Raw genomic sequence first — 22,336 nt, 5'->3', positions numbered from 1 at the left:
TAATGAAAACAGCTAATGCGATTGACACACTGCGTGACCTGGCGGAACAGGACCTGGAACGCGCTGCCGTTTTGTTAGGCGATATGCGCCGTGGTCAGCAGGCGGCTAACGAGCAGCTCACCATGCTGCTTGATTATCAGGATGAATACCGAAACAAGCTGAACAGCGACATGTCCAGCGGTATTGCCAGCAATCGCTGGACCAACTATCACCAGTTTATCCAGACGCTGGAAAAAGCGATTGACCAGCATCGCAGCCAGTTACAGCACTGGAATCAACGACTGGAGCAGGCGCTGGTTAACTGGCGTGAAAAACAGCAGCGCCTGAATGCCTACCAAACGCTGATTACCCGGGCAGAGGAAAATGCATTACGACAAGAAAACCGTCTCGATCAGAAACGGATGGATGAATTTGCCCAACGGGCTTCACAGAGGAAAGGCGAATGATTACGTTGCCAAACACCGCGTTGACGACCAAAGCCATCGGCACCGCTGAAACATCAGGTACTACAGATTTGCTCGCCAGCGGTGGAGAGGCTCTGCCACAGGACTTTATTACCGCCCTGGGAAACCAGTTGCTTTCCCTCGCTAAACTGCACGGTAAAACCCCGCTGGCTACCGATAAAAATGTTACCGCTGACACTGAGGGTAAAACGGCCACGTCATTGAATGCCCTGCTCTCTTCGCTGGAAACACCCGCGGCGCTCAGTGCCTTGTTTAAACCGGAAAATATTAAAGCCGGTACAAAATCAGCCGATGATAAAGATGAGTTAACTGGCGCCGTCCTTAATAACAGCGACATGCAGAATATTCAGGCGCTGTTTGCCATGTTACCGGCAACGGGTCTGCAGCAGGCGGTCAAAGAGAGCGTGGCAAGCCGTGACGCCGACAGCCTTCGGGAGGCACCACGCTCAGCATTGTCAGCCCTCACCCAGGCTGTTAATACGGCACTGACCGGTGATGACAAAGAAACGAAGAACACTAAGGTGCAGGACGGAAACCTGGCGAGCAAAGTCAGCCAGACCAATCAGGCTGCTAGCGGCATAACCTCCGCGACAAACCATAACCCCGCGACTGCGACTGCACCTGCGACGCTGACCACTGACGGCAGCTTTCAGCAAATACTCAGCAGCGTCACGAAGCAGGATGACCGCCCGTTAACGGCAACGGCCAGTGATAATCAGGCCATTATCAGTGCGCCCCTGAGCAGCGCCAGCAGTTTGCTGCAGTCGCCTGGCGCAGCAGCGCCAATGAACTCACCGTCGACCCCGATGCTCAATGCGCATCTGGGCAGTAATGAATGGCAGCAGGCGCTGAGTCAGCAAATTGTGATGTTTAGTCGCAACGGTCAGCAGAACGCAGAGCTGCGTTTGCATCCTGAAGATTTGGGTGCGATTCAGATCAGCCTGAAACTGAATAACGATCAGGCACAGTTAAGTATGGTTTCCAGTCATAGCCATGTCAGAGCCGCGCTGGAAGCCGCGCTTCCCCAGTTGCGTAGTGCGCTGGCTGAAAGCGGTATTAACCTGGGTGAGAGTCAGGTAAGCAGTGAGAGTTTTTCGCAGGGACAAGGCTTCCAGCAGCAGCAGGAGGCGCGTCGCGACGGACAGCACGGCAGCTTCTCCCTTACTCAGGACAGTGATAACGACATCACGCCCATTGCCGTACCGCAGTCTCTTCAGGCCCGGTTAACCGGCAAGGGCGCAGTCGACACATTTGCCTGACAGCGACAAACGCTGAAGGTAAGCGTAAAACCCGTGTCTTTTCTTGCCATTGTTTGACTTAAGACACGCGATAATCTGTTCAGGCGAGCCGAGAGGCTTGCCCATAATTCACAGGAAGTTACTGCAAAAATGTCTGATAACGCGAAAGCCAAAGGCCGCAAACGAAAACTCTTAATACCAGTGTTACTGATCGTAACGCTGGCCGCTTGCAGCGTGGCAGGCTATGCAGTCTGGCGAATAATGAATAAACACGAGGGTGATAAGCCGGAGGTCGCGAAAGTTGAACCGCCTCCCGCCCCGGTCTTTTTTGCACTTGATACATTTACGGTTAACCTGGTCAATCCCGACAACGACCCAGACCGCGTTCTGTACGTAGGCTTTACGCTACGTCTGGCGGATGAAGAAACACGTCGTCGGATGAGTGACTACCTGCCTGAGGTTCGCAGTCGTCTGTTACTGCTGCTGTCTCGTCAGAGCGCAGCTGCGCTGGCGACGGAGCAAGGAAAGCAAGCGCTTGTTGAGCAAATCAAACAGGCACTGGCACCACCACTGGTAAAAGGTCAACCTCCGCAGGCTGTAGACGACGTACTGTTTACCGCCTTCATTTTGAGGTGAATCAATGGGCGACAGCATTCTCTCCCAGGCTGAAATTGACGCGCTACTTAACGGCGACAGTGGCAGTGCGGAAGAAGAAAAGAAACAAAACGGACCTGAGGGCGACATTCGTCCTTATGATCCGAATACCCAGCGTCGCGTGGTGCGCGAGCGTCTGCAGGCGCTGGAAATTATTAACGAGCGTTTTGCCCGTAGTTTCCGTATGGCGCTGTTTAACCTGCTACGCCGTAGCCCGGATATCAGCGTAGGCGCGATTAAGATTCAGCCTTACCATGAGTTTGCCCGCAATCTGCCGGTGCCAACCAACCTGAATCTGATCCACCTTAAACCGTTACGCGGTACGGCACTGGTGGTGTTTTCGCCGAGCCTGGTCTTTATTGCAGTTGATAACCTTTTTGGCGGTGATGGCCGTTTTCCTACTAAAGTAGAAGGACGTGAGTTTACCCATACTGAGCAACGTGTCATCCGCCGCATGCTGAAGCTGGCGCTGGACGGCTACAGCGATGCGTGGAAAGCCATTTACCCACTGGATGTCGAGTACGTGCGTTCGGAAATGCAGGTGAAGTTCACCAACATCACCACATCGCCTAACGATATCGTTGTGAATACGCCTTTCCAGGTCGAGATCGGCAACCTTGTCGGTGAGTTCAACATCTGTATTCCGTTTTCGATGATTGAACCTCTGCGTGAGTTGCTGGTGAATCCGCCACTGGAAAACTCGCGTTCAGAAGACACACACTGGCGCGACAATCTGGTGAAGCAGGTTCAGCACTCTGAACTGGAACTGATTGCCCATTTTGCTGAAACATCATTGCGTCTGTCGCGCGTTTTACAGCTGAAGCCTGGTGATGTTCTGCCGATTGAAAAGCCAGAGCGCATTATTGCCCATGTGGACGGTGTGCCTGTTTTAACCAGCCAGTATGGCACGCTCAACGGCCAGTACGCCCTGCGTGTTGAACATTTGATTAACCCGATTTTGAATTCGCTTAACGAGGAACAGCCCCATGACTGACAGCAAGAAACCGTCCGATGACACCATCTCTGCGGACGATCTGTGGGCTGAAGCAATGAATGAGCAGGTTGGCTCTGGTGCCAGCGCTTCACAGAGTGACGACGTATTCAAAACGTTTGAAAGCAGTAATGCATCAGGTTCGTTGCAGGACATTGACCTGATCATGGATATCCCGGTGAAGCTCACCGTCGAGCTTGGCCGCACAAAAATGACGATTAAAGAACTCCTGCGTCTGACTCAGGGTTCCGTTGTCTCACTGGATGGTCTTGCAGGTGAACCTCTGGACATCCTGATTAATGGCTATTTGATTGCTCAGGGCGAAGTCGTCGTCGTGAACGATAAATATGGCGTGCGCATCACGGATATTATTACGCCGTCAGAGCGTATGCGTCGCCTGAGCCGTTAAGATGAATAACCAGAATCACACGCTACAACCTGCTACGCCTCCGGCGCAGCCGATTTCGGCAGGTTCAGTGCTGACTCAAGTCAGTGGCGTATTAGTCGTCATTATATTGTTGATTCTGGCCTGTGCCTGGCTGGCTCGCCGCATGGGGTTTGCGCCTAAAAAAGTGGGCAGCCGTGAGCTTAATCTTACGGCCAGTGTGCAGGTTGGTCAGCGCGAGCGCGTCGTGATTGTGGATACACCTGATGCGCGCCTGGTGCTTGGCGTCACTGCTCAGCAGATTACTCACCTGCATACGTTGCCACCGGCCTCACCCGACATGAACACACCGGAAAAGCCAGCACCGCAGGATTTCCGTCAGTTGTTACAAAATCTGGTTAAACGTCCCGGAAAAAATCCATGATGCGTCGACTGCTTCCTCTTCTGCCGCTGCTGTTGCTGGCACCGGTCGCCCATGCCCAACTGCCGGGCCTGGTTAGTCAGCCATTAGCCAATGGTGGCCAAAGTTGGTCACTGCCGGTGCAAACGCTGGTTTTTATTACCTCGTTAACGTTTCTTCCGGCCATTCTGTTAATGATGACAAGCTTTACCCGCATCATTATCGTTTTCGGCCTGCTGCGTAGTGCCCTGGGGACGCCTTCCGCGCCACCTAACCAGGTATTACTTGGCCTGACGCTCTTTTTAACTTTTTTTATTATGGCCCCGACGTTCGATAAAATTTATCAGGATGCCTACCTGCCTTTTAGTCAGGATAAAATCAATATGGATGTGGCGATTGAAAAAGGGTCGCAGCCGCTGCGTGAGTTTATGCTGCGTCAAACCCGTGAGGCCGACTTAGCATTATTTGCCCGCCTCGCTAATACGGCTCCCATCGCGGGACCCGAAGCCGTGCCGATGCGTATTTTGCTGCCTGCTTATGTCACCAGCGAATTAAAAACGGCTTTCCAAATTGGTTTTACGGTATTTATTCCTTTCTTAATTATCGACCTGGTCGTTGCCAGTGTATTAATGGCGTTAGGTATGATGATGGTTCCCCCGGCAACCATTGCTCTGCCTTTTAAATTAATGTTGTTTGTTCTGGTGGACGGCTGGCAATTGCTGGTGGGATCGCTGGCACAAAGTTTCTATTCCTGATCTCATCCGTTGCACGGGAGAAATACATGACACCTGAATCGGTAATGGCTATGGGACAGGAAGCGATGCGCGTTGCGCTGCTACTGGCTGCCCCCATGCTACTGGCCGCGCTGGTTAGCGGTTTACTGGTGAGCCTGCTGCAAGCGGCTACCCAGATCAACGAACAAACGCTGTCTTTTATTCCAAAAATTATTGCAGTGGCAACCACTGGCATCATTGCCGGCCCGTGGATGTTAAACGTGTTGCTGGATTACATCCGCACCGTCTTTTCTAACCTGCCTTATATCATCGGCTGATGATTACTCTCGATAGTAGCCAACTTGTTCACTGGGTCAGTCAATTTTTCTGGCCGCTGGTGCGCATTTTGGCCCTACTGTCGACCGCCCCGGTGCTCAGTGAACGATCGGTGAGCAAACGGGTAAGAATTGGTCTTGCGGCCATGATTACCTGGATACTGATCCCCAATTTGCCCCCGGTAAACGTGACCCTGTTTTCACCGGCTGGCTTCATGTTGCTGATTCAGCAGATGCTCATTGGTATTGCCATTGGTTTTACCATGCAGTTTGCCTTTGCTGCCGTTCGTACCGCCGGTGAGTTGATTGGCTTGCAGATGGGCCTGTCATTTGCCACCTTCTTCGATCCCGCCAGCCGACTGAACATGCCCGTCCTTGCTCGCTTCCTCGACATGCTGGCGATGCTTTTATTTTTGACGTTCAATGGTCACCTGTGGCTTATTTCGCTGCTGTCGGACAGTTTTCATACGTTGCCCATTGGCGGCGAACCGCTGCACGCTAATGCTTTTATGGCACTGGCAAAATCGGCCAGCATGATTTTCCTTAACGGCATGATGTTAGCGCTACCCTTGATCGTTTTACTCCTCACGCTAAACATGGTCCTGGGTTTGTTAAACCGCCTTTCACCACAGTTATCAATCTTCGCGATTGGCTTCCCGATTACCTTATCAGTGGGCATCCTGACCATCAGCCTGCTAATGCCTCTCCTTGCGCCCTTCTGTGAGCACCTGTTCGGCGAAATATTTGATCTGCTGGCCCTGTTCCTGACAGAACTGTCCCCCGCCTGAACATTAAGTATCTAACTATTTATCACTTTTGATACTTAAGAAACCCATAACTATCAGAGCATTTTTCAAACCACATTTTTCAGAAATCAACTAAGGATAATCTGATAAGCGTGCGGAAAGTCTTAAAATTATTCTTATTAAACCGCGCTTCGCGTATTTTAGTCAGGCGGTTAACAGAGTCATCGACAGGGTTGTTTTGGTGATAAATTCGGCAATACATTGAATTTATTCAAGAAAAATTTTTATGTGATTTTTCTTGTCAGAAAATGTTTTTTCCGGCATTGTCAAATCGCTTATCGACATCACACTTTCGTGAAATAAATGTTTTTAAGACTTGTCCTATCAGAAAACTCTGGGTTTTCGGCGATAGTGACAGCGCTCCCAAAAAACGGTATTTCGCTCAGTGCGGCTTTATATCAACAAATCAGGTTGATACAGGCTCATGTGTGAGGTCAGAGCAATACAAAATTTTTGCAGAACGGGTCAGGGAAGAAGAATTTTATGGGCCATTGCCTGTTGCCTCGCTGCATCAGCACAATAAAAAAAAGCGCTTTGAAATCTTCTCGTACCGCAACGCGTAATTCATCGTTGATTTAAACGGATAACAAATTGGTGAGGGTCGCTAACATGCCAACGATTATTATGGATTCCTGCAACTACACACGCCTGGGATTATCAGATTATATGTCGTCGAAAGGAGTGAAGAAGAAAAATATCACTTCTGTCTCCGACATTGAGCAATTACAGCAAAGATGTGAGCAGTTAAAACCTGGTGTTGTTTTTATTAATGAAGATTGCTTCATTCATGAAACTGACTCCAGCGAACGTATTCGCAGTGTTATTAATCAGCATCCTGAGACACTGTTTTTTATATTTATGGCCATCAGTAATATTCATTTTGAAGAATATTTGTATGTCCGTAAAAATTTAATTATCACCTCAAAAGCCATCAAGCCTTCGACGCTGGATTCACTTTTGAGCACCTATTTGCAAAAGAAACTCAATATGTCACCGCGTATTTCTTCGGGTCTCGATGTTCACCCGCTTACGCTAAGTCAGACGGAGTCCAATATGCTGAAAATGTGGATGTCAGGTCATGACACCATCCAGATATCAGATAAAATGCAAATTAAAGCAAAAACCGTTTCGTCACACAAAGGCAATATCAAACGGAAAATTAAAACGCATAACAAACAGGTGATTTATCACGTGGTGCGTTTAACCGATAACGTGACGTCCGGTATCTATGTCAACGTAAGGTAGTACCTCTCACCTTCAGGAACTGGCCCACAAGGCCGGTTTTTTTTTGGATTAGCGATCCAGATCTCATTTTCAAGCGTAAACCTTTCCGTTCTTTTGCCGATGTTTTGTTCAACAGAACAACCTCCTAAGAGAGCAAGGAAATGAACACGACGCTGGTTAATGAAGGACATCACAAACTCAGTATTTGGCAAAACATCCGCCTGGTTCCCCTGTTTAGTTTGATATTCGGCGGTATCTTGTTTCTGTTCGCGCTCTGTATCGCGATATCAAGCTATTTCCTTATCCTTAGTAATCAATCACTAAAAGACGCAACCGACGAAATTCAGGTACGTAATGGGCTGGTCGACAGTTCCTCTCATATGCGTTCTGCGCGGTTAAATATTATCCAGGCCGGTGCCGCAGCACGTATTGGCGAAATGGATGAGTTTAACGCCAACCTGGCGGCAACCGCCGATCGTATCAAACAGGCTTCAGAAGGTCTTAAAATCTATCTGAATCGTAAAAGTAAAACCCCTGAAGGCATCAAGGTGGACGAGCAGTTACAGGCTCTGTTCAAAGAGTATGTGACTAAGGGCCTGATGCCGATGATCGACGCCGGAAAACAGGGCAGTTTTGAAAGTATCATTGCTCAGGAAACCGATACGACGCGCAAACTGGATAACGCTTATAAAGCCGTGTTGATGCAAGCGATTAAACTTCGTGATGCGCGCTCCACGCAGATCAACGATCAGGCCGCCGAGCAGTCTCGTATTGGCTTTATCGCTATGGGTTCCGCATTTATTGCTGCCCTTGTACTGGTGTTGCTCACCTTCGTGTTTTTACGTCGGGTGGTCATTAATCCACTGCGCAGTTCAGTGGCGCATATAGAACGTATCGCGCAAGGGGATTTAACGGCACCTTCCGTCCCGCATGGTCGTAACGAGATTGGTTTGTTGCTGGACAACCTGCAACACATGCAGCAGTCGTTAATCAAAACGGTAGGCACGGTTCGTGAAGGTGCGATTGCGATTTATCAGGGCTCAAGTGAAATTACGGCTGGCAACACCGACCTTTCCTCTCGTACAGAGCAACAGGCTGCCGCACTCGAACAAACCGCAGCCAGCATGGAACAGCTAACGGCCACGGTAAAACAGAATGCTGATAATGCGCACCATGCAAGCCAGCTGGCCGCTGATGCATCAGGCAAGGCACGTAGTGGTGGTGATATGGTGAACGGCGTGGTGAAAACCATGAACGACATCTCCGGCAGTTCGAAGAAAATTGCCGAGATCACCAACGTGATCAACAGCATTGCCTTCCAGACCAATATTCTGGCGCTTAACGCCGCGGTTGAGGCTGCGCGTGCAGGTGAACAGGGACGCGGGTTTGCGGTCGTCGCCAGTGAAGTACGCAACCTTGCCCAGCGCAGTGCGCAGGCTGCAAAAGAAATCGAATCGTTAATCGCAGAATCTGTGAAATTGGTCAGCAGTGGTTCACAGCAGGTGGGTGAAGCCGGCAGCACCATGGGCGAGATCGTAGAAGCGGTCCGTCGGGTGACCGATATTATGTCGGAAATTGCCGCGGCCTCCGATGAACAAAGCCGGGGTATTCAGCAGGTCAGCCAGGCCGTGACTGAGATGGATAACGTCACACAGCAAAACGCCTCGCTGGTTGAAGAAGCCTCTGCAGCAGCGTCCTCACTGGAAGATCAAGCGGGTAAGTTAACGAAAGCGGTCGCCGCGTTCCGTTTACAGGATACGCCGGTAGCGAAGTCAACTTATCAACCGGATACGGCCCCAAAAGCTTCCGCGCCAACGTTACGTCCAGCCGCAGTCACTCACGGCAACGAGAACTGGGAAACGTTTTAAAAAACGCTGAAGCTTTAGCCACACCGCCAGACATTATCTGACCGGCAGGCAGGCAGGTAAGAAAAAAATCGCCCTCTGCGTATCACTATGCAGAGGGCAATTTTTTTTACCGGTTACGCGCAGGCGTCAGGCGGAAGGATAGGGTTCGACGAAAACGCCATCCTGATGGCTGCTCTCGTTAAAAAACCAGATACCCTGCGGGTAATCTTCCAACGCGACCAGAAACATTGTGCCTTCACTAAAAGGCTCTACGGCAAGGATTGTGCCGGTTCGCCGTGGCCCACCATCCGTTTTAACACTGACGCGATCGTCTACCTTCATTTACGACTCTCCTGATATTTTCCTGCTGAACAGTTTAATCGAAGAGCGCCCGTAATGCAGGCGTTAGCGACGTGCGATGACCCAGACAGCGTGAATGATACCCGGGATGTATCCGCACAGCGTCAGTAAGATATTGAGCCAGAACGCGCCTGCAAAACCCACCTGCATAAAAACACCGAGTGGGGGAAGTAAGATCGCGATAAGAATTCGAAGTAAGTCCATAACCATTCCTTTAGGTATTGATAAAAAACCGTTTTGTTATCAAATATAGCCCCTTTTTGCCAGGTTACAGCAAAAGTCAGGTAAATCTGAGTAATGCGTTTTTTCATTTTCCTGACATTTCCCTGCGAGACGTTTAACAGGCAGAACATATAAGCTTCATTTCGTTGCTTTCCTCCCCAGGAAATACAACACACCCAAAGTAACAAGGATCATTTGCCCGCGCAGCGCGGGCTTTTTTTTTAACTTCCCTGCCCCCGCATTTTCCGCTAAGTTGTATATTTATTGCTCACACTGACCGCTGGAGGCATGCCATGACGCTTCCCCACTTACCCGATCAGAACGACAGAGACAGAGAAATGGACGCGCTGCTTAAGGCGATACAGCCTGAAAGCACAGGCGATCTTCAGGATTACTTTTCTCAACAAAAGCATTCATCCTCGCTCGCGGATGATCATCGTGCCGGGCTGTGCCGTGAACCCGCCGAGCAATGTGAGATGGATATTCAGGATTGCCGTTATGGCGAGATAAGCCGATAGACGAGAAGCCGCGCGCCTGTCGCCATAGCGCACACAAAAAAATACCCGGCGCGAGCCAGGTAAGTAGTCAATTCGTTACATCAGGGAAGTCATAGTGCTGTTTGAGACTACGCTTCCCATAAGCCATAACAAGCCTTTTCCATGCGTGTTTTACTCACCTCATTGCCGCCCGCGCGGTCAAACCCACTCCTCTGTCTTGTTAATTCAGCAATAATCGATGCACGATATGACGGAACCAGCTTTTCCCCTCTTCCGGTTTTAGGAATCCTCCTGGTTATAGGGCTTCCACTACGCAAATCAAAGCCTGCTGTAGACTCAACTACACTAAAACGTAATGACTACGCTGTAGTGTCAAACCAGAGTGAAGGAAATCAGGATGCCCAATTTGAATGAATCGCTGATGATAGTGACCGACCTCGATGGATCGCTGCTTGACCACCACGATTATAACTGGGATGCCGCCGCAGAGTGGCTCGACAGGCTGAGGCAGCACGCTGTCCCCTTAATTATTTGCTCCAGTAAAACGGCGGCTGAAATCCTGCCCCTGCAACGCAAACTCGGCGTTGTGGGCGCGCCTTTTATTGCTGAGAACGGTGCGGTGCTCTACCTCGACGACAGCAAAAGCGTTCGTATCCCGGACGATAAAATGAACTATAAGTCGATTTGTCGGGTTCTGGCTACGTTACAGCAGCAGTTCCGCTTTACCGGCTTTCATGACTTTAGCGATGTCGATGTGTCATCCATGACCGGCCTGAGTGAGGCGGATGCCGCCCTCGCCCGCCAACGTGATGCATCCGAGGTGATCGTCTGGCGGGATACCGATGAGGCGTTCAATCGTTTTCGCGCAGCACTTGCTGACTATCATCTTTCCCTGACCCAGGGCGGTCGTTTCTGGCATGTGATGCCCGCCAGAAGCGGCAAAGGTGAAGCCTTACGCTGGTTGCTGTCGCACCAGACAGACCAGCCGTATATCACTGTCGGCCTGGGCGATGGGCCAAATGATGCCCCGATGCTGGATGCGGTCGATTATGCCGTGGTGATAAAGGGCTACAGCAAGACGCCTGTCACTCTGCAACGCGCCGATAATGACCGCGTTTTCCATACGACACATCATGGCCCGGAAGGCTGGCGTGAAGGTCTGGACCATTTTTTGACTCAGCCATGAAAAGCTGTTGTTCCTCTGGCAACCCCATAAGGATGATGCAATGAGTGATTTTTTTCAGAATGGCGTAATTACTAACTTTCACAATCTTACACACCGCAGCGTTGAGTCACTGGAAAAGGAAATGGTGCGCTTTGCCCGTAAGCGCAAAATGGGATTGATCCTGCCATCGCTGTTTTCCGAACTGGAAGGCCCGGCATTGACGAAAATCGTGGATGAGCTGGCTAAGGTGCCCTATCTGGATGAAATTGTCATCGGGCTGGACAGGGCTGACCGCGATCAGTTTCTTCATGCCCGCGAGTTTTTTTCCCGACTGCCACAGCGTCACCGCATCCTGTGGAATGATGGCCCGAGGCTCAAAGCCATTGACGCGGAACTCGACAAAGAGGGCTTATCGCCCACCAATCCGGGCAAGGGCCGTAACGTATGGTTTTGTACCGGCTATACGCTGGCGTCTGACCGCACCAGCTGTGTCGCACTGCACGACTGCGATATCGTCACCTACGAACGCGGCATGCTGGCGCGCCTGCTCTACCCGCTGGCGAACCCGGCTTTCCAGTATGAGTTCTGTAAAGGGTTTTACGCACGGGTTGCCGATGGCAAGCTGAACGGCCGCGTAGGTCGCCTGTTGGTGGGCCCGCTGCTGCGCTCATTGCAAAAAGTCTACGGTCACTCCGAATACCTTGATTACCTGTCCAGCTTTCGCTACCCGCTCTCCGGCGAATTTGCGATGCGGACACACGTGCTTAACGGCATCAAAATTCCGGGTGACTGGGGACTGGAAATCGGCGTGCTCTCGGAAATTTACCGTAATTACACCACGCGCCAGTCGTGCCAGGTGGAGATTGCGGATAACTATGACCACAAACATCAGCCGCTGGCGGAAGATGATGGCACCGGCGGCCTGAAGCGCATGAGCAACGATATTGTTCAGTCACTGCTGCGCAAGCTGGCGACCATGGGCGTGCCGTTAACCAGTGACTCCTTCCGGGTGCTTAAAGCGACCTATTACCGTAATGCGCTGGATATGATGGAAATCTACAATCACGAAGCGGCCATGAACGGTTTGAAATTCGATCAGCACGTTGAGGAAGCCGCCGTCGAAATGTTTACGCAGTCGATTCTTGACGCCGGACAGTCATTTATTGAGCGCCCAAATGATAAACCCTTTATCCCCAGCTGGAGTCGGGTCCAGTCGGCTTTTCCGGATATTCTGCAGCGTATTTATAAAGCGGTAGAAGAGGATAACGACGGCAACGTCTGATGCTGCGCGCGCCTTGTGATAACGGCGTGTAAGCCAGGTAGCATAAAATCGGCCAGGCCAGTGAGCAATCACAGGCCTGGACGGCAGAAATCAGGACGTAAACTGGGGCTGCGATTCGCTGGAATGACTAAGCTCATCACTGCGAAAAGCTTCATTCCTGACCGCATAACCATCATACCATCGACATTCCACCATGCCGCTGGCATGTCCGGTCACCACCATCGTTTGCCCGCCTTCCTTATGCTGTACTTCATCACTGATTGCAAAAACCATGTTGCGCCCTCTTTGAGAATTGGCTGTCATTGAAACCATTTCTTTATAGCACGGTAAAAGAGTTGCTGCTGTTAAGACGCGCATAAAAATGGCTAATTCAGAATAACGTAGAAGGATATAGCGGAAATAAATAAAGCGGATAAGGCATTATCCGCTTCGGGGGTTGAGTAGATTAGATTTTGCAGCCTTCGCAATCGGCGTCGTCAATCAGGTCTTCTGGCACTTCTGCCGCCTTTTTTTCTGCCTTCGCTTCGGCCTGCTCTAACTGAGCATCAATATCAAATTCAAACATGTCGTCGCTCATAGTTTTCTCCCCAGAACGCGTTAAAGAATGCGCTTTTATACCGATGACTCACGCAGTTTGGCAATAAGGTTAACCACTAACAGCACGATTGACCCAATGATAAAACCAATCACTAAGTTTGCGCCGTTACTGAGCAGGCTTGAAACCAGCGCACTGAACGGTGCAATCGCATTTTCAATCAGATGATGTAATGGGGTCAGGCCATGGACAATAATGCCGCCACCGACCAGGAACATCGCCAGCGTGCCGACCACGGTCAGAATCTTCATCAACCAGGGGGCAGCGGCCAGTAATACCGCACCCAGCGCCTGCGCCACGCGTGAGGATTTTTCACGCAGCCAGAACCCCAAATCATCAATTTTAACAATGCCGGCCACAATGCCGTAGACGCCAATCGTGACCAGAATCGCGATACCTGCCAGGATCACGACCTGATTCAGTAACGGAGCTTCGGAGACGATGCCTAAGGTGATGGCGACGATTTCGGCTGACAGAATAAAATCGGTTCGCACAGCGCCTTTGATCTTTTTCTTTTCGAAATCGCGCGGATATTGTTTGGACAACTTATCCAGACGTGCCTGACGCGCCTCTGGCGAGTTTTCTTGTTTATCATGCTGTAGGCTGTGCAGCACTTTCTCCACGCCTTCATAACAGAGGTACGCCCCGCCAATCATCAACAATGGCGTAATCAGCCAGGGCGCAAACGCGGAGATAATTAGCGCCAATGGCACTAATATCAGTTTGTTCAGGAAGGAGCCTTTGGCAACGCCCCACACGACCGGCAACTCGCGGTTGGCTTTCACACCGCTCACCTGCTGTGCATTCAGTGACAGATCGTCACCGAGCACCCCTGCCGTTTTCTTTGCGGCGACTTTTCCCATTACCGAGATATCATCCAGCAGCGTGGCGATATCATCAAGTAGCGTTAATAAACTGGTTCCTGCCAAAATATTTCCCTTATTCGGTCATCAGCAACGGTTTCTGCCTGCATCAGCCGCAACACATCATCCTCGACGATGTGCAAGGCGATGCGGTGTTCACCGTGGTGCCTGTTCCGGTTCGTTATGTTGACAACACGGGCATCGTTCAATTTCTCTCACGGTCATATCAGCGATGCCCTCACAATCCCATTCGACACGCACTGCTTGTCCGGACGGACCCGCCATATGCAGATATTTACTGACCGGGCTTTCCGTCATCCCGGTAATCTCTTCCGTGGCCACCAGCGTTTCCCCAGCATAGATTCTGGCGGTGGCTTTGGTGTTCACCATGCGCTCATCACGAATCTGATAAAGGCGTTTAACCGTCAGTTTTATGCTGCTCATTTTGGGCTCCCGGTCACGGAAAAGCGTCTATCTAACCTTTTACGCGACGGATTAGCAAGGCTGGCTCATTCACTCTCGCGGTAATGATGAATGCCCTGGTGATCAATCTCGGCGCTGTCACTCATCGCCAGCAGCCACTCTTCCAGGCGTTCAAGCAGCGCCTCATCGTCCAGTTTGACTTTACCGCGTAGTGCACATTCCCAGATGATCAGTACCTTCCAGCCATTTTCCCGTAACTGCCGGACGTAACGCTGGTCGCGCTCCACATTGCTGTTAATTTTGCCCGTCCAGAATTCGGTGCGCGTGGCGGGCACTTTAAACAAATAACAGTGATGGCGATGCCAGAAGCAGCCATGAACAAAGATAATGGCCTGATGCGACGTCACGACAAAATCGGGCCGGCCCGGAAGATTTTTATCCTGTACCCGGTAGGTGAATCCACGATCTTTGAGCAACAAAGCTATCCGCTGCTCGATGGCTGTGTCCTGCTGACGAATGGCGCGCATATTTTTACTGCGCGTTTCGCTGGAGTGAACGTCGACCATAGCACCTCCTTAATAGCGACTTATTCAACTTTAGTCGCCGTCCTGAAAAGTGAAAGCCAGCACCATGAAAGTGGGGCAAATATTTAGCTTGATGTCCACGCGTTCCGTGACGACGCGGGCAACAATTGTCTCTTTTTTGAAGCCCGCGCACACGGAAACACCGTCTAACCCCGTGCCTGCGGATTTCCTCATTGAGCAAGGAGTGTTAGCATAGGCGCTTCACTGTTAAGGATATTTGCATGCACGCCGTCGCACCCGCTGAACCTCTTCTCCCTGCCGCTCTGCATTCCGATGAACTGAACATGTTACACCAGGTGCTGTCGATCTATTCCGTCCGGGATGTGGTCGAACGTTTGCATCAGGCAGGCTTTTCGCACTGGACGCCGCCGCTGCTGAACAGTATTCGTCAGGGCAAGCGCGCGTTGCCCTCTCTGGCCTCTGCGGAACGATCACTGTTACAGGCGTTATTGCCTTCACGGCCGGCGCATTATGATTCACCCGATTTCCGCTTTATCGATCTGTTTGCCGGTATCGGCGGCATTCGACGTGGGTTTGAACGTATCGGCGGTAAATGCGTATTTACCAGTGAATGGAATAAAGAGGCGATTCGTACTTATCGGGCCAATCACTACAGCGATCCGCAGGAACACCATTTTAATACGGATATCCGCCAGGTGACGCAGCCCGCCGGGCTCACGGACGAACAGGCGATTTATCAGTCAATTGATGCGGCAATTCCCGATCATCAGGTTCTGTTGGCCGGCTTTCCTTGTCAGCCTTTTTCCCTCGCCGGGGTCAGCAAGAAAAATGCACTGGGCCGGGCGCATGGGTTTGAATGTCAGGCTCAGGGCACGCTGTTTTTTGATGTTGCACGCATTCTGGCGGCCAAGAAGCCGCCGTTCTTCGTCCTGGAGAACGTGAAGAATCTCAAGAGCCATGATAAAGGCCGGACCTTTGCGATCATTATGGAAACGCTGAATGAGCTGGGATACGACGTGGCGGATGCAGATGCCACGTCCCCCGATCCTAAAGTGATTGATGCTCGCTATTTTCTGCCACAGCACCGAGAACGTATCGTTCTGGTCGGCATCCGGCGGGACATTGCCGGTTCAGAACAGTTTACGCTGCGCGATATCCGCAAATTTTTTCCTGCACAGGTCCCCAGCTTACAAAGTTTGCTGGAGCCTCAGCCTGACGAAAAATACATTTTGTCGCCTGTATTATGGCGTTATCTCTATGACTACGCCAAAAAGCACAAGGCACTGGGGAACGGCTTCGGCTTTGGCCTCAACGATCCGCAAAATCAACAGTGCTGTGTGCGAACCCTGTCAGCCCGCTACTATAAAGATGGCTCGGAAATTTTAATCGATCGCGGTTGGGATCGGGAAAAAGGCGAAGCCGACTTTCTTGATGCCCGTAATATGGCACGACGTCCGCGTCGTTTAACGCCACGGGAATGCGCGCGATTAATGGGGTTTGATACCGCAGACAGTCAACCGTTCCGTATACCGGTGTCCGACACCCAGGCCTACAAACAATTTGGTAACTCCGTAGTGGTGCCGGTATTTGCCGCCGTCGCACAGCTACTTTCACCGTATATCCGCGATTTAAAAGCCTGACTCACACTGAAAGTTGCGCTTAGGCGCAACGATTCCTCTCTTTTCCTGCTACCCGGTGGGATTGTCACAACATCGTCACGCAAGCCCAGAATACTGCTGCTTTTTCACTTGATGGGTAGAATGATGTCACCTCTCACTTTATTGTCGCTGCGCGTTCTGAAGCAACGCCCCAGGTTTATACTTCCCGCCATCCCCACCTGGCTGACCAGCCTGCGCGGGAATTTTATGCTCTTTGTGGTGCTGTTCTGTTTATTGCAGTCCATCGGTATTGTTCTGCTTACCGCTCAGGTCAGCCATACTCAAGTCAACCTGACCCAGGCCAGCGCCATGCGTGACCGGCTGGCTTTGCTGGATCGTGCGCGCGTTGAGCTGCTGACAGCCAGCGATAACAGCCATCGCGCCGGCCTTTATCTGATGGAAGATCAGAAAAGCGGTTCCGTTGACAGCTGGAAAAGCCTGGCGGAGACCGCTAAATCGTCTTTGCTGCATGCGGAACAGCTTTTTGCCAACTATCACGCGGCGCCTGGCGGCGAACTTCAGCAGGGATTTGTGTTGCTGACCCAGGGATTAGAAGAGCAGTTGAAAGGTCTGGAGGCGAACAACATCGATGCCTTTTTTATGGTACCGATGCAGGCCTATCAGCAGCAGTTTAATAGCGCATGGTTTAACGAAATCACCCAGACCAATAAGCAACTCACTGCCGTAAACAGCCTGACGCTGCAAACGCTGACTGAAAGCCGCAACCTGTCGCTGATGGTAACCGCGCTGCTGTTTACGCTGCTGCTCACCGGCGGCGTACTGTTGCTGCGAGGTGTGATCATTCCATTACGCCTGGCCAGCCGTCAGTTACAGGATATTGCAACCGGGGACTTAATTAGCTGCCCGATTCCGCCCCGTTTGCAGTCGCTGGAAACCGCTAAACTGTTCAATGCGGTGGCGGAGATGCGCCAGGGGCTGCGCACCATTGTGGTAGAAATCAATACCATTGCAGCAAGTGTGGCAGACGGAACGCGTGAAATGCAGCACACCAATGAACAGGTGAGTGAGCAATATACAGCGCAAAACAGCAGCTTTAGCCATATTTCACAGCGTTTACACCGCGTGTCTGAAGAAGTTGAAAACAGTACCCTGTTTTCACAGCAGGCCTCCGAGCAGGCCCATTTCGCCGATGACCTGATGCAGCAGTGTACGCTTCAGGTGGATGAAATGGAGGTTCAGATGCGCCACATTGTAGATTCCTCAGGGGAAATTGCCGGTATCGTTGAGATGCTGGATGGTCTGTCGTTGCAAACGCGTTTGCTGGCGCTCAACGCCGCGATTGAATCCGCCCATGCGGGGGTTTATGGACGCAGTTTTGGCGTGGTTGCGAAAGAGATGGGAAATCTGTCCAATAAGAGTGGCGAATCTGCTCAACAAATTAATGGCCTGGTAAATAATACGCAGCTGCACATTTCAGAGGGCTTCAATAAGGTGAAATCGCTGGAAGCGCTGTTTAACCAGATCAGCGCATCAGTCAGCGCCGTCGTGGCGCAGCTAAAAGAGCTGCAGGAAAACGCCACGGCACAAAGCCGACGCGTCACCGGCATTGCCGCAGAAGTGGTGGCGCTGGACAAACAACTTCAGACGAATGAAGGGCTCAGCGCCCGACAGGGCCGCACGGTTGATACCTTACAACAACAGGCTGCACGCCTGGCCGAAAGCGTCCAGCAGTTCCGTATCACGCTGTAGCCGTAAAGCTTGAGTCGTAAAAAAGCCGCCTGTACTAAAGGCGGCTTTTATCTATTGTCTTAACGGCATTCACGTCGGATTTTTGTTATTTCTTTTTCTTGCTCTGCTTCTTAAGCAGCGTACGGAGCTGCTTAATTTCGCTTGAGTTTAATGCATCCGAGGCTTCTTCCTCTGTGTTCTGGCTGTCAATGATGGGCTGAGAAGGCGCATTCAGGCTCGCCTGAAGCCGTTGCACGATTTCCTGGCTCATTGACACCTGATTTTCGAGCGCCAGCTGTTTGATATGTTCTTTCAATGCAGGATCAATTTTAATCGTTAAATTAACAGTTTCGGTCATTTCATCACTCCTTTTTGTTATTACTCCCACGCTACCGGATGACTGTATCGATTCCTATACTGTCATAAAAATTTAATATTCAGCGTGTAAGAGACTAAAATCGCGAAGCACCGACTCATCCAGGCCCACTAAATTGCCTTGCAGCTCCGCACACAGCTTGGCCATGTAGCCTACCAGGAAGTCAGCATTGTGTTCTGCCAGCATGCGCCCCGCTTCGGTTTGCATGGTTTCTGGCAACCGCAGTAACTTGGTCTGGAAGTGATCCAGCGTCCACTTTACATCATTGAGTTCCCGATCTTTGCCAAGCGGATCCGCACTGTTAAATAAGGGGCGATTCATCGTACCTGCCGTGTAAAACACCCGCGCAAGGCCGATTGCACCAAGCGATTCCAGCCTGTCGGCATCCTGCACAATTTTCGCCTCCAGGGTTTTAGGCGTAATGGCCGCGCTGAAGCTGTGCGCCTGAACGGCATGCATTACCTGCTCGATCAGTTCCTCAGGAAAATCGATGAAGTCCTGCTGTAAAATGCGCTGTGTTTCGCTGGCGGCATAGGTAGATGCCTTATGACGCTCAGGATGATTTTTCGGTAAATTCACCACATCGTGGAAATAACACGCGGTCAGGACCACCAGCGGATCGGCCTGGGTGCCGGTCATAATGCGCTGAGCGCTCATCCACACGCGGCGTAAATGTGCGATATCATGCGCGCCATCATCATGAATCCAGTTGTTTTCAAACCAGGTTTCATAGCGAGCCTGCCAAAGAGTGAGTGACATAGTCTCTTTCCTGTCGGGGTTGAAGTGCGTCCTGATTGACGACGATTTAAGCGCTTACGGCCTACCATCATAGCGAATAGCTAATGACATTTTCTTTACACAGCGGACGTTAATCACCTTTTGAACCTTTAAATTCTTAAAGAAAATGAGACGCTGATCATTTTTATAGCATTTTGACGTAATTAAAACGGCCATTTGCCGCTTTTTCAGCCTTGACTGATTTAATTGCAGGCAGGTTAATTAGTTTAATAAATGTAATGATTCCTGAAAGGCATTTTATCGACGAGGCACAAAAAACATGACATAACCCGATCGCACTTATCAATAAAATCGGCGAAAGTGACAGACAGATAAATCTGAAAAGGTTCCTATTTTTGCCGATATAACGTACTGTATTCTCACTATCAGATGTCCCGGAACGCGCATTAACACCCGCGTTGTTGATTTTTTATCCGCTCCCCTTTTTCGGGGCAAAAATCTCCAATGCTCAGATGGCTATAAGACAGCAAATTGTTAAGGGTAATGATTTATAGTTTTTATGATATTGCCACCATTTAGATGCCCTTGTTGTTTTAGCAGTAACCGGGTTCTACTAATAAAAAGAGGTAATCCATGAAAGAGCGGCCGATTCTTTTTTCCGAACAGCGGGTTCGTGCCCTGTTAGTTGGCCAACAAACGCAAACCCGGCGCATAATGAAAACGCAGGCTTTCGGTCCGGGGCAGGATCACCATGAAGGGGTTCATGCTTTTGATGTTCAGGCGAACCACCTGCATGGCGATAAAATGATGACAATGAACGACATTCGTTATCACTGCCCTTATGGCATGCCGGGCGACCTACTCTGGGTGCGCGAAACCTGGCGTGGCCCGATTGTGCCAGAAAGTGCGCTGGCGGATTATGAACGCGATCCCGTGCCTTTCCGTTCGCCAGAATTTTGCCAGTACCGGGCGGACAGCAATGAACTGGGGCAGCATACCTTGGGTGGACCGGACGCCGAGCAGTTTGGCTGGCAAACGGCGATACATATGCCGCGCTGGGCCAGCCGTATAAATCTGCTCATCACGGATGTGCGTGCGGAGCAAATCCAGGACATTAGCGAAGATGACATCATGGCGGAAGGCGTTCAAACCGATTCGCACTTTCTGAATAATTTTTTCACCATGAATGTCAACTCAGAAATGCCAAAAGAAGCCTATCGCAAGGCCTGGCAAAAGCAGTACGGCGCAACCAGCTGGCAGGTAAACCCGTGGGTGTGGGTGATCGAGTTTCAGCGCGCCGAACGTGAGTAAACTTAGCCTGCGCTTTGCGGGCTGAATCACAGACAATTTTCTTGCTAACAGGTTGAATATAACGTCTTCATTCCTGAAGCCCGACAATGCCAGCATGAGGTTCTGATGCTGGCATTTTCCTGTCCGGTCTCTCAGGATTCTGCGACAGCTGGATTCAGTGCGGGACTTACGATGTTCAAATGGCCATGGAAAACACATAGCGACACTGCCGTGATCGAATTGCCCTGGCAGGCCGGTCTGGCACAGCCGATTTTTACCCTACTCCGCCCCGATGAACAGCAATGGTTGATTGAACTGGGGCAACGCTTTCTGCAGCAAAAGAAACTGGTTCCGCTTGAAGGCTGTCAGCTTGATGCGCACCGCACCGTCCGTATCGCTCTGCTGTTCTGCCTGCCGGTGCTGAAACTGGGGCTTGACTGGCTGGATGGCTTTCATGAAGTGCTCATCTATCCTGAACCCTTTAATGTGGAAGATCAGTGGCAGGATGAAACGGGTCTTGTCCATCATGCGCCTGCTGTCCATGCCGGGCAGAGCTGGACCCAGGGCCCTGTTATCCTTAACTGGCTCGATATTCAGGATTCCTTCGACCTGTCAGGCTATAACCTGGTCATTCATGAAGTGGCACACAAGCTGGATGCCCGCGGCAGCGGCTACACCAGCGGTGTCCCGTTGATCCCGCTCCGTGACGTCGCCCAGTGGGAAAAAGACTTGCGTGAGGCGATGGCGGACATCGAAAATGAGGTTGATTTAGTCGGTGAACAGGCGGCCAGTATCGATCCTTATGCCGCCAGCGATCCCGCAGAATGTTTCGCAGTGCTTTCCGAGTATTTCTTTACCGCCCCTGCCCTGTTAACGGAACGTTTTCCGGCGATGTATGCACATCTTCAGCAATTTTATCAGCAGGACCCGCTAAGCAGAATGCAGGCCGGGGACGGCTGATCTGCTTACTTCGCGAACGCTTTGCATTAAAGCTAGCCAGTTGAATGCTAAACGCTTTTTTGCTGTTGACACACCAGAGCGTCCTCGCTAATATGCGCCTCGTTCACACGATTCCTCTGTAGTTCAGTCGGTAGAACGGCGGACTGTTAATCCGTATGTCACTGGTTCGAGTCCAGTCAGAGGAGCCACATTCTTGTTTTCATGCGTCTTCACGAATCTTTATACGATTTAAATTCAACAAGTTAGCGTGAAAATCCTTCCCGATGCATTTTCAGTTTTCCCTTCGCATCGGGCAAGATGGGTGGTCTTATTGGGTGTCATTTCAGTTCGATTATAGCGTGACCAGCCTACGTCTCTGAACGGCACGACCATCCGCAGCCTAAACTCATCCGCTCAACCTTTCAAAGTATCCTATTCTCATGGCCTGTCCCTTTTAATCAATCCAGGCAGTTCACGTCTCTGGTATCTCAACTATCGGATCAATGTGGCGAATCCCGGCCTGGCTCAGGGGCTATCATCAGCGCCACCACCACGCCCTGATTAAAGGCTTCCTGGCTCGACCCATGCAGCGCGTTGGATTATGCCGCATCAATCGCTAGCGCCTTCCCGCCTTAAA

At 50.9% G+C, this 22,336-nt stretch carries 27 protein-coding genes and 1 tRNA gene; 19 read left to right on the top strand and 9 right to left on the bottom strand.

Going from position 1 to position 22,336, the window contains the following annotated elements:
• Nucleotides 1-2 precede the first annotated feature (2 nt).
• From fliJ to FBY13_RS07420, 11 genes are all read left to right on the top strand, one after another.
• Entirely contained in the window at nt 3-446 is a 444-nt protein-coding gene (gene fliJ / locus FBY13_RS07470; protein ID WP_063879980.1) for a flagellar export protein FliJ, read from the top strand.
• Nucleotides 443-1,723 carry a flagellar hook-length control protein FliK gene (locus FBY13_RS07465; protein WP_145393857.1) on the top strand — a complete coding sequence of 427 codons (1,281 nt, stop codon included), beginning with the start codon at nt 443-445 and terminating at the stop codon, nt 1,721-1,723. The genes fliJ and FBY13_RS07465 overlap by 4 nt, the downstream gene beginning before the upstream one ends.
• 129 nt (nt 1,724-1,852) lie before the next feature.
• Nucleotides 1,853-2,338, top strand: coding sequence for a flagellar basal body-associated protein FliL (fliL, locus tag FBY13_RS07460; protein WP_109718338.1), 486 nt, complete (start codon nt 1,853-1,855; stop codon nt 2,336-2,338).
• Nucleotides 2,339-2,342: 4 nt separating this feature from the next.
• Nucleotides 2,343-3,350 (top strand): flagellar motor switch protein FliM, encoded by a 1,008-nt coding sequence (gene fliM / locus FBY13_RS07455; RefSeq protein WP_063879983.1) that lies wholly within the window; start codon nt 2,343-2,345, stop codon nt 3,348-3,350.
• Nucleotides 3,343-3,756, top strand: coding sequence for a flagellar motor switch protein FliN (fliN, locus tag FBY13_RS07450; protein ID WP_063879984.1), 414 nt, complete (start codon nt 3,343-3,345; stop codon nt 3,754-3,756). The genes fliM and fliN overlap by 8 nt, the downstream gene beginning before the upstream one ends.
• Nucleotide 3,757: 1 nt before the next feature.
• On the top strand, nt 3,758-4,156 hold the full coding sequence (fliO, locus tag FBY13_RS07445; RefSeq protein ID WP_063879985.1) for a flagellar biosynthetic protein FliO: 399 nt from the start codon (nt 3,758-3,760) through the stop codon (nt 4,154-4,156).
• Nucleotides 4,156-4,887 (top strand): flagellar type III secretion system pore protein FliP, encoded by a 732-nt coding sequence (fliP, locus tag FBY13_RS07440; protein ID WP_063881197.1) that lies wholly within the window; start codon nt 4,156-4,158, stop codon nt 4,885-4,887. Before fliO ends, fliP begins: the two co-directional genes overlap by 1 nt.
• A gap of 26 nt (nt 4,888-4,913) precedes the next feature.
• Nucleotides 4,914-5,183 carry a flagellar biosynthesis protein FliQ gene (fliQ, locus tag FBY13_RS07435; protein WP_063879986.1) on the top strand — a complete coding sequence of 90 codons (270 nt, stop codon included), beginning with the start codon at nt 4,914-4,916 and terminating at the stop codon, nt 5,181-5,183.
• The gene (gene fliR / locus FBY13_RS07430) at nt 5,183-5,968 is read left to right on the top strand and encodes a flagellar biosynthetic protein FliR (RefSeq protein WP_063879987.1); all 786 of its coding nucleotides are present in this window, start codon (nt 5,183-5,185) and stop codon (nt 5,966-5,968) included. Before fliQ ends, fliR begins: the two co-directional genes overlap by 1 nt.
• Nucleotides 5,969-6,595: 627 nt before the next feature.
• Nucleotides 6,596-7,231 carry a transcriptional regulator RcsA gene (rcsA, locus tag FBY13_RS07425; RefSeq protein WP_014593952.1) on the top strand — a complete coding sequence of 212 codons (636 nt, stop codon included), beginning with the start codon at nt 6,596-6,598 and terminating at the stop codon, nt 7,229-7,231.
• A gap of 140 nt (nt 7,232-7,371) precedes the next feature.
• Entirely contained in the window at nt 7,372-9,078 is a 1,707-nt protein-coding gene (locus FBY13_RS07420) for a methyl-accepting chemotaxis protein (protein WP_109718337.1), read from the top strand.
• A 126-nt stretch (nt 9,079-9,204) separates the two neighbouring features.
• Here FBY13_RS07420 and dsrB read toward each other — a convergent pair whose 3' ends face one another.
• Together dsrB and FBY13_RS07410 are read right to left on the bottom strand one after the other, a co-directional pair.
• On the bottom strand, nt 9,205-9,399 hold the full coding sequence (gene dsrB, locus FBY13_RS07415) for a protein DsrB (protein ID WP_096010443.1): 195 nt from the start codon (nt 9,397-9,399) through the stop codon (nt 9,205-9,207).
• 63 nt (nt 9,400-9,462) lie between these two features.
• Nucleotides 9,463-9,621 carry a YqaE/Pmp3 family membrane protein gene (locus FBY13_RS07410; protein WP_074181025.1) on the bottom strand — a complete coding sequence of 53 codons (159 nt, stop codon included), beginning with the start codon at nt 9,619-9,621 and terminating at the stop codon, nt 9,463-9,465.
• Between the two features lie 311 nt (nt 9,622-9,932).
• On the opposite strand from FBY13_RS07410, the gene FBY13_RS07405 reads away from it, so the two are divergent.
• The 3 genes from FBY13_RS07405 (at nt 9,933) to FBY13_RS07395 (ending at nt 12,583) form a co-directional block, all read left to right on the top strand.
• A complete protein-coding gene (locus tag FBY13_RS07405; RefSeq protein WP_063879990.1) occupies nt 9,933-10,157 on the top strand; it encodes a DUF2525 domain-containing protein in 225 nt (74 codons plus the stop codon).
• A gap of 376 nt (nt 10,158-10,533) precedes the next feature.
• Entirely contained in the window at nt 10,534-11,322 is a 789-nt protein-coding gene (locus FBY13_RS07400; RefSeq protein WP_145393856.1) for a mannosyl-3-phosphoglycerate phosphatase-related protein, read from the top strand.
• A 40-nt stretch (nt 11,323-11,362) separates the two neighbouring features.
• Nucleotides 11,363-12,583 (top strand): hypothetical protein, encoded by a 1,221-nt coding sequence (locus tag FBY13_RS07395; protein ID WP_063879992.1) that lies wholly within the window; start codon nt 11,363-11,365, stop codon nt 12,581-12,583.
• A gap of 90 nt (nt 12,584-12,673) precedes the next feature.
• Here the strand turns inward: FBY13_RS07395 and FBY13_RS07390 are convergent, their stop codons facing one another.
• From FBY13_RS07390 to FBY13_RS07375, 5 genes are all read right to left on the bottom strand, one after another.
• Nucleotides 12,674-12,856, bottom strand: a complete 183-nt coding sequence (locus FBY13_RS07390; RefSeq protein WP_063879993.1) for a YodC family protein — start codon at nt 12,854-12,856, stop codon at nt 12,674-12,676.
• A gap of 172 nt (nt 12,857-13,028) precedes the next feature.
• Nucleotides 13,029-13,160, bottom strand: coding sequence for a hypothetical protein (locus FBY13_RS23695; RefSeq protein WP_255474456.1), 132 nt, complete (start codon nt 13,158-13,160; stop codon nt 13,029-13,031).
• Nucleotides 13,161-13,195: 35 nt separating this feature from the next.
• Nucleotides 13,196-14,107, bottom strand: coding sequence for a DUF808 family protein (locus FBY13_RS07385; protein ID WP_145393855.1), 912 nt, complete (start codon nt 14,105-14,107; stop codon nt 13,196-13,198).
• A 90-nt stretch (nt 14,108-14,197) separates the two neighbouring features.
• A complete protein-coding gene (locus tag FBY13_RS07380) occupies nt 14,198-14,485 on the bottom strand; it encodes a hypothetical protein (protein WP_145393854.1) in 288 nt (95 codons plus the stop codon).
• 65 nt (nt 14,486-14,550) lie between these two features.
• Nucleotides 14,551-15,030 (bottom strand): very short patch repair endonuclease, encoded by a 480-nt coding sequence (locus FBY13_RS07375; RefSeq protein WP_096010441.1) that lies wholly within the window; start codon nt 15,028-15,030, stop codon nt 14,551-14,553.
• A 239-nt stretch (nt 15,031-15,269) separates the two neighbouring features.
• On the opposite strand from FBY13_RS07375, the gene dcm reads away from it, so the two are divergent.
• Nucleotides 15,270-16,649, top strand: coding sequence for a DNA (cytosine-5-)-methyltransferase (gene dcm, locus FBY13_RS07370; RefSeq protein ID WP_096010440.1), 1,380 nt, complete (start codon nt 15,270-15,272; stop codon nt 16,647-16,649).
• Nucleotides 16,650-16,760: 111 nt separating this feature from the next.
• On the top strand, nt 16,761-18,377 hold the full coding sequence (locus FBY13_RS07365) for a methyl-accepting chemotaxis protein (protein ID WP_145393853.1): 1,617 nt from the start codon (nt 16,761-16,763) through the stop codon (nt 18,375-18,377).
• Between the two features lie 85 nt (nt 18,378-18,462).
• Here the strand turns inward: FBY13_RS07365 and FBY13_RS07360 are convergent, their stop codons facing one another.
• Together FBY13_RS07360 and FBY13_RS07355 are read right to left on the bottom strand one after the other, a co-directional pair.
• On the bottom strand, nt 18,463-18,714 hold the full coding sequence (locus FBY13_RS07360; RefSeq protein WP_063879999.1) for an Arc family DNA-binding protein: 252 nt from the start codon (nt 18,712-18,714) through the stop codon (nt 18,463-18,465).
• A 72-nt stretch (nt 18,715-18,786) separates the two neighbouring features.
• Nucleotides 18,787-19,491, bottom strand: coding sequence for a phosphohydrolase (locus FBY13_RS07355; RefSeq protein WP_145393852.1), 705 nt, complete (start codon nt 19,489-19,491; stop codon nt 18,787-18,789).
• A gap of 612 nt (nt 19,492-20,103) precedes the next feature.
• Between FBY13_RS07355 and FBY13_RS07350 the strand changes: the two genes are divergently transcribed.
• From FBY13_RS07350 to FBY13_RS07340, 3 genes are all read left to right on the top strand, one after another.
• The gene (locus FBY13_RS07350) at nt 20,104-20,781 is read left to right on the top strand and encodes a hypothetical protein (protein WP_063880001.1); all 678 of its coding nucleotides are present in this window, start codon (nt 20,104-20,106) and stop codon (nt 20,779-20,781) included.
• 171 nt (nt 20,782-20,952) lie between these two features.
• Nucleotides 20,953-21,720, top strand: coding sequence for a DgsA anti-repressor MtfA (gene mtfA / locus FBY13_RS07345; RefSeq protein WP_255474455.1), 768 nt, complete (start codon nt 20,953-20,955; stop codon nt 21,718-21,720).
• Between the two features lie 112 nt (nt 21,721-21,832).
• Nucleotides 21,833-21,908 (top strand) — tRNA-Asn (locus FBY13_RS07340).
• Nucleotides 21,909-22,336: the final 428 nt, after the last annotated feature.

Source organism: Pantoea sp. SJZ147 (assembly GCF_007828605.1).
In the GTDB taxonomy this organism is placed as follows: Bacteria; Pseudomonadota; Gammaproteobacteria; order Enterobacterales; family Enterobacteriaceae; genus Pantoea; species Pantoea allii.
The sequence above is the reverse complement of the archived record's forward strand: the minus strand, read 5'-3'. Positions and strand labels throughout refer to the sequence as shown.

Coding starts and splice junctions, on each gene's coding strand:
- fliJ (WP_063879980.1), top strand. CDS start 3: ATGAAAACAGCTAATGCGATTGACACACTGCGTGACCTGGCGGAACAG.
- FBY13_RS07465 (WP_145393857.1), top strand. CDS start 443: ATGATTACGTTGCCAAACACCGCGTTGACGACCAAAGCCATCGGCACC.
- fliL (WP_109718338.1), top strand. CDS start 1,853: ATGTCTGATAACGCGAAAGCCAAAGGCCGCAAACGAAAACTCTTAATA.
- fliM (WP_063879983.1), top strand. CDS start 2,343: ATGGGCGACAGCATTCTCTCCCAGGCTGAAATTGACGCGCTACTTAAC.
- fliN (WP_063879984.1), top strand. CDS start 3,343: ATGACTGACAGCAAGAAACCGTCCGATGACACCATCTCTGCGGACGAT.
- fliO (WP_063879985.1), top strand. CDS start 3,758: ATGAATAACCAGAATCACACGCTACAACCTGCTACGCCTCCGGCGCAG.
- fliP (WP_063881197.1), top strand. CDS start 4,156: ATGCGTCGACTGCTTCCTCTTCTGCCGCTGCTGTTGCTGGCACCGGTC.
- fliQ (WP_063879986.1), top strand. CDS start 4,914: ATGACACCTGAATCGGTAATGGCTATGGGACAGGAAGCGATGCGCGTT.
- fliR (WP_063879987.1), top strand. CDS start 5,183: ATGATTACTCTCGATAGTAGCCAACTTGTTCACTGGGTCAGTCAATTT.
- rcsA (WP_014593952.1), top strand. CDS start 6,596: ATGCCAACGATTATTATGGATTCCTGCAACTACACACGCCTGGGATTA.
- FBY13_RS07420 (WP_109718337.1), top strand. CDS start 7,372: ATGAACACGACGCTGGTTAATGAAGGACATCACAAACTCAGTATTTGG.
- dsrB (WP_096010443.1), bottom strand. CDS start 9,399: ATGAAGGTAGACGATCGCGTCAGTGTTAAAACGGATGGTGGGCCACGG.
- FBY13_RS07410 (WP_074181025.1), bottom strand. CDS start 9,621: ATGGACTTACTTCGAATTCTTATCGCGATCTTACTTCCCCCACTCGGT.
- FBY13_RS07405 (WP_063879990.1), top strand. CDS start 9,933: ATGACGCTTCCCCACTTACCCGATCAGAACGACAGAGACAGAGAAATG.
- FBY13_RS07400 (WP_145393856.1), top strand. CDS start 10,534: ATGCCCAATTTGAATGAATCGCTGATGATAGTGACCGACCTCGATGGA.
- FBY13_RS07395 (WP_063879992.1), top strand. CDS start 11,363: ATGAGTGATTTTTTTCAGAATGGCGTAATTACTAACTTTCACAATCTT.
- FBY13_RS07390 (WP_063879993.1), bottom strand. CDS start 12,856: ATGGTTTTTGCAATCAGTGATGAAGTACAGCATAAGGAAGGCGGGCAA.
- FBY13_RS23695 (WP_255474456.1), bottom strand. CDS start 13,160: ATGAGCGACGACATGTTTGAATTTGATATTGATGCTCAGTTAGAGCAG.
- FBY13_RS07380 (WP_145393854.1), bottom strand. CDS start 14,485: ATGAGCAGCATAAAACTGACGGTTAAACGCCTTTATCAGATTCGTGAT.
- FBY13_RS07375 (WP_096010441.1), bottom strand. CDS start 15,030: ATGGTCGACGTTCACTCCAGCGAAACGCGCAGTAAAAATATGCGCGCC.
- dcm (WP_096010440.1), top strand. CDS start 15,270: ATGCACGCCGTCGCACCCGCTGAACCTCTTCTCCCTGCCGCTCTGCAT.
- FBY13_RS07365 (WP_145393853.1), top strand. CDS start 16,761: ATGGGTAGAATGATGTCACCTCTCACTTTATTGTCGCTGCGCGTTCTG.
- FBY13_RS07360 (WP_063879999.1), bottom strand. CDS start 18,714: ATGACCGAAACTGTTAATTTAACGATTAAAATTGATCCTGCATTGAAA.
- FBY13_RS07355 (WP_145393852.1), bottom strand. CDS start 19,491: ATGTCACTCACTCTTTGGCAGGCTCGCTATGAAACCTGGTTTGAAAAC.
- FBY13_RS07350 (WP_063880001.1), top strand. CDS start 20,104: ATGAAAGAGCGGCCGATTCTTTTTTCCGAACAGCGGGTTCGTGCCCTG.
- mtfA (WP_255474455.1), top strand. CDS start 20,953: ATGTTCAAATGGCCATGGAAAACACATAGCGACACTGCCGTGATCGAA.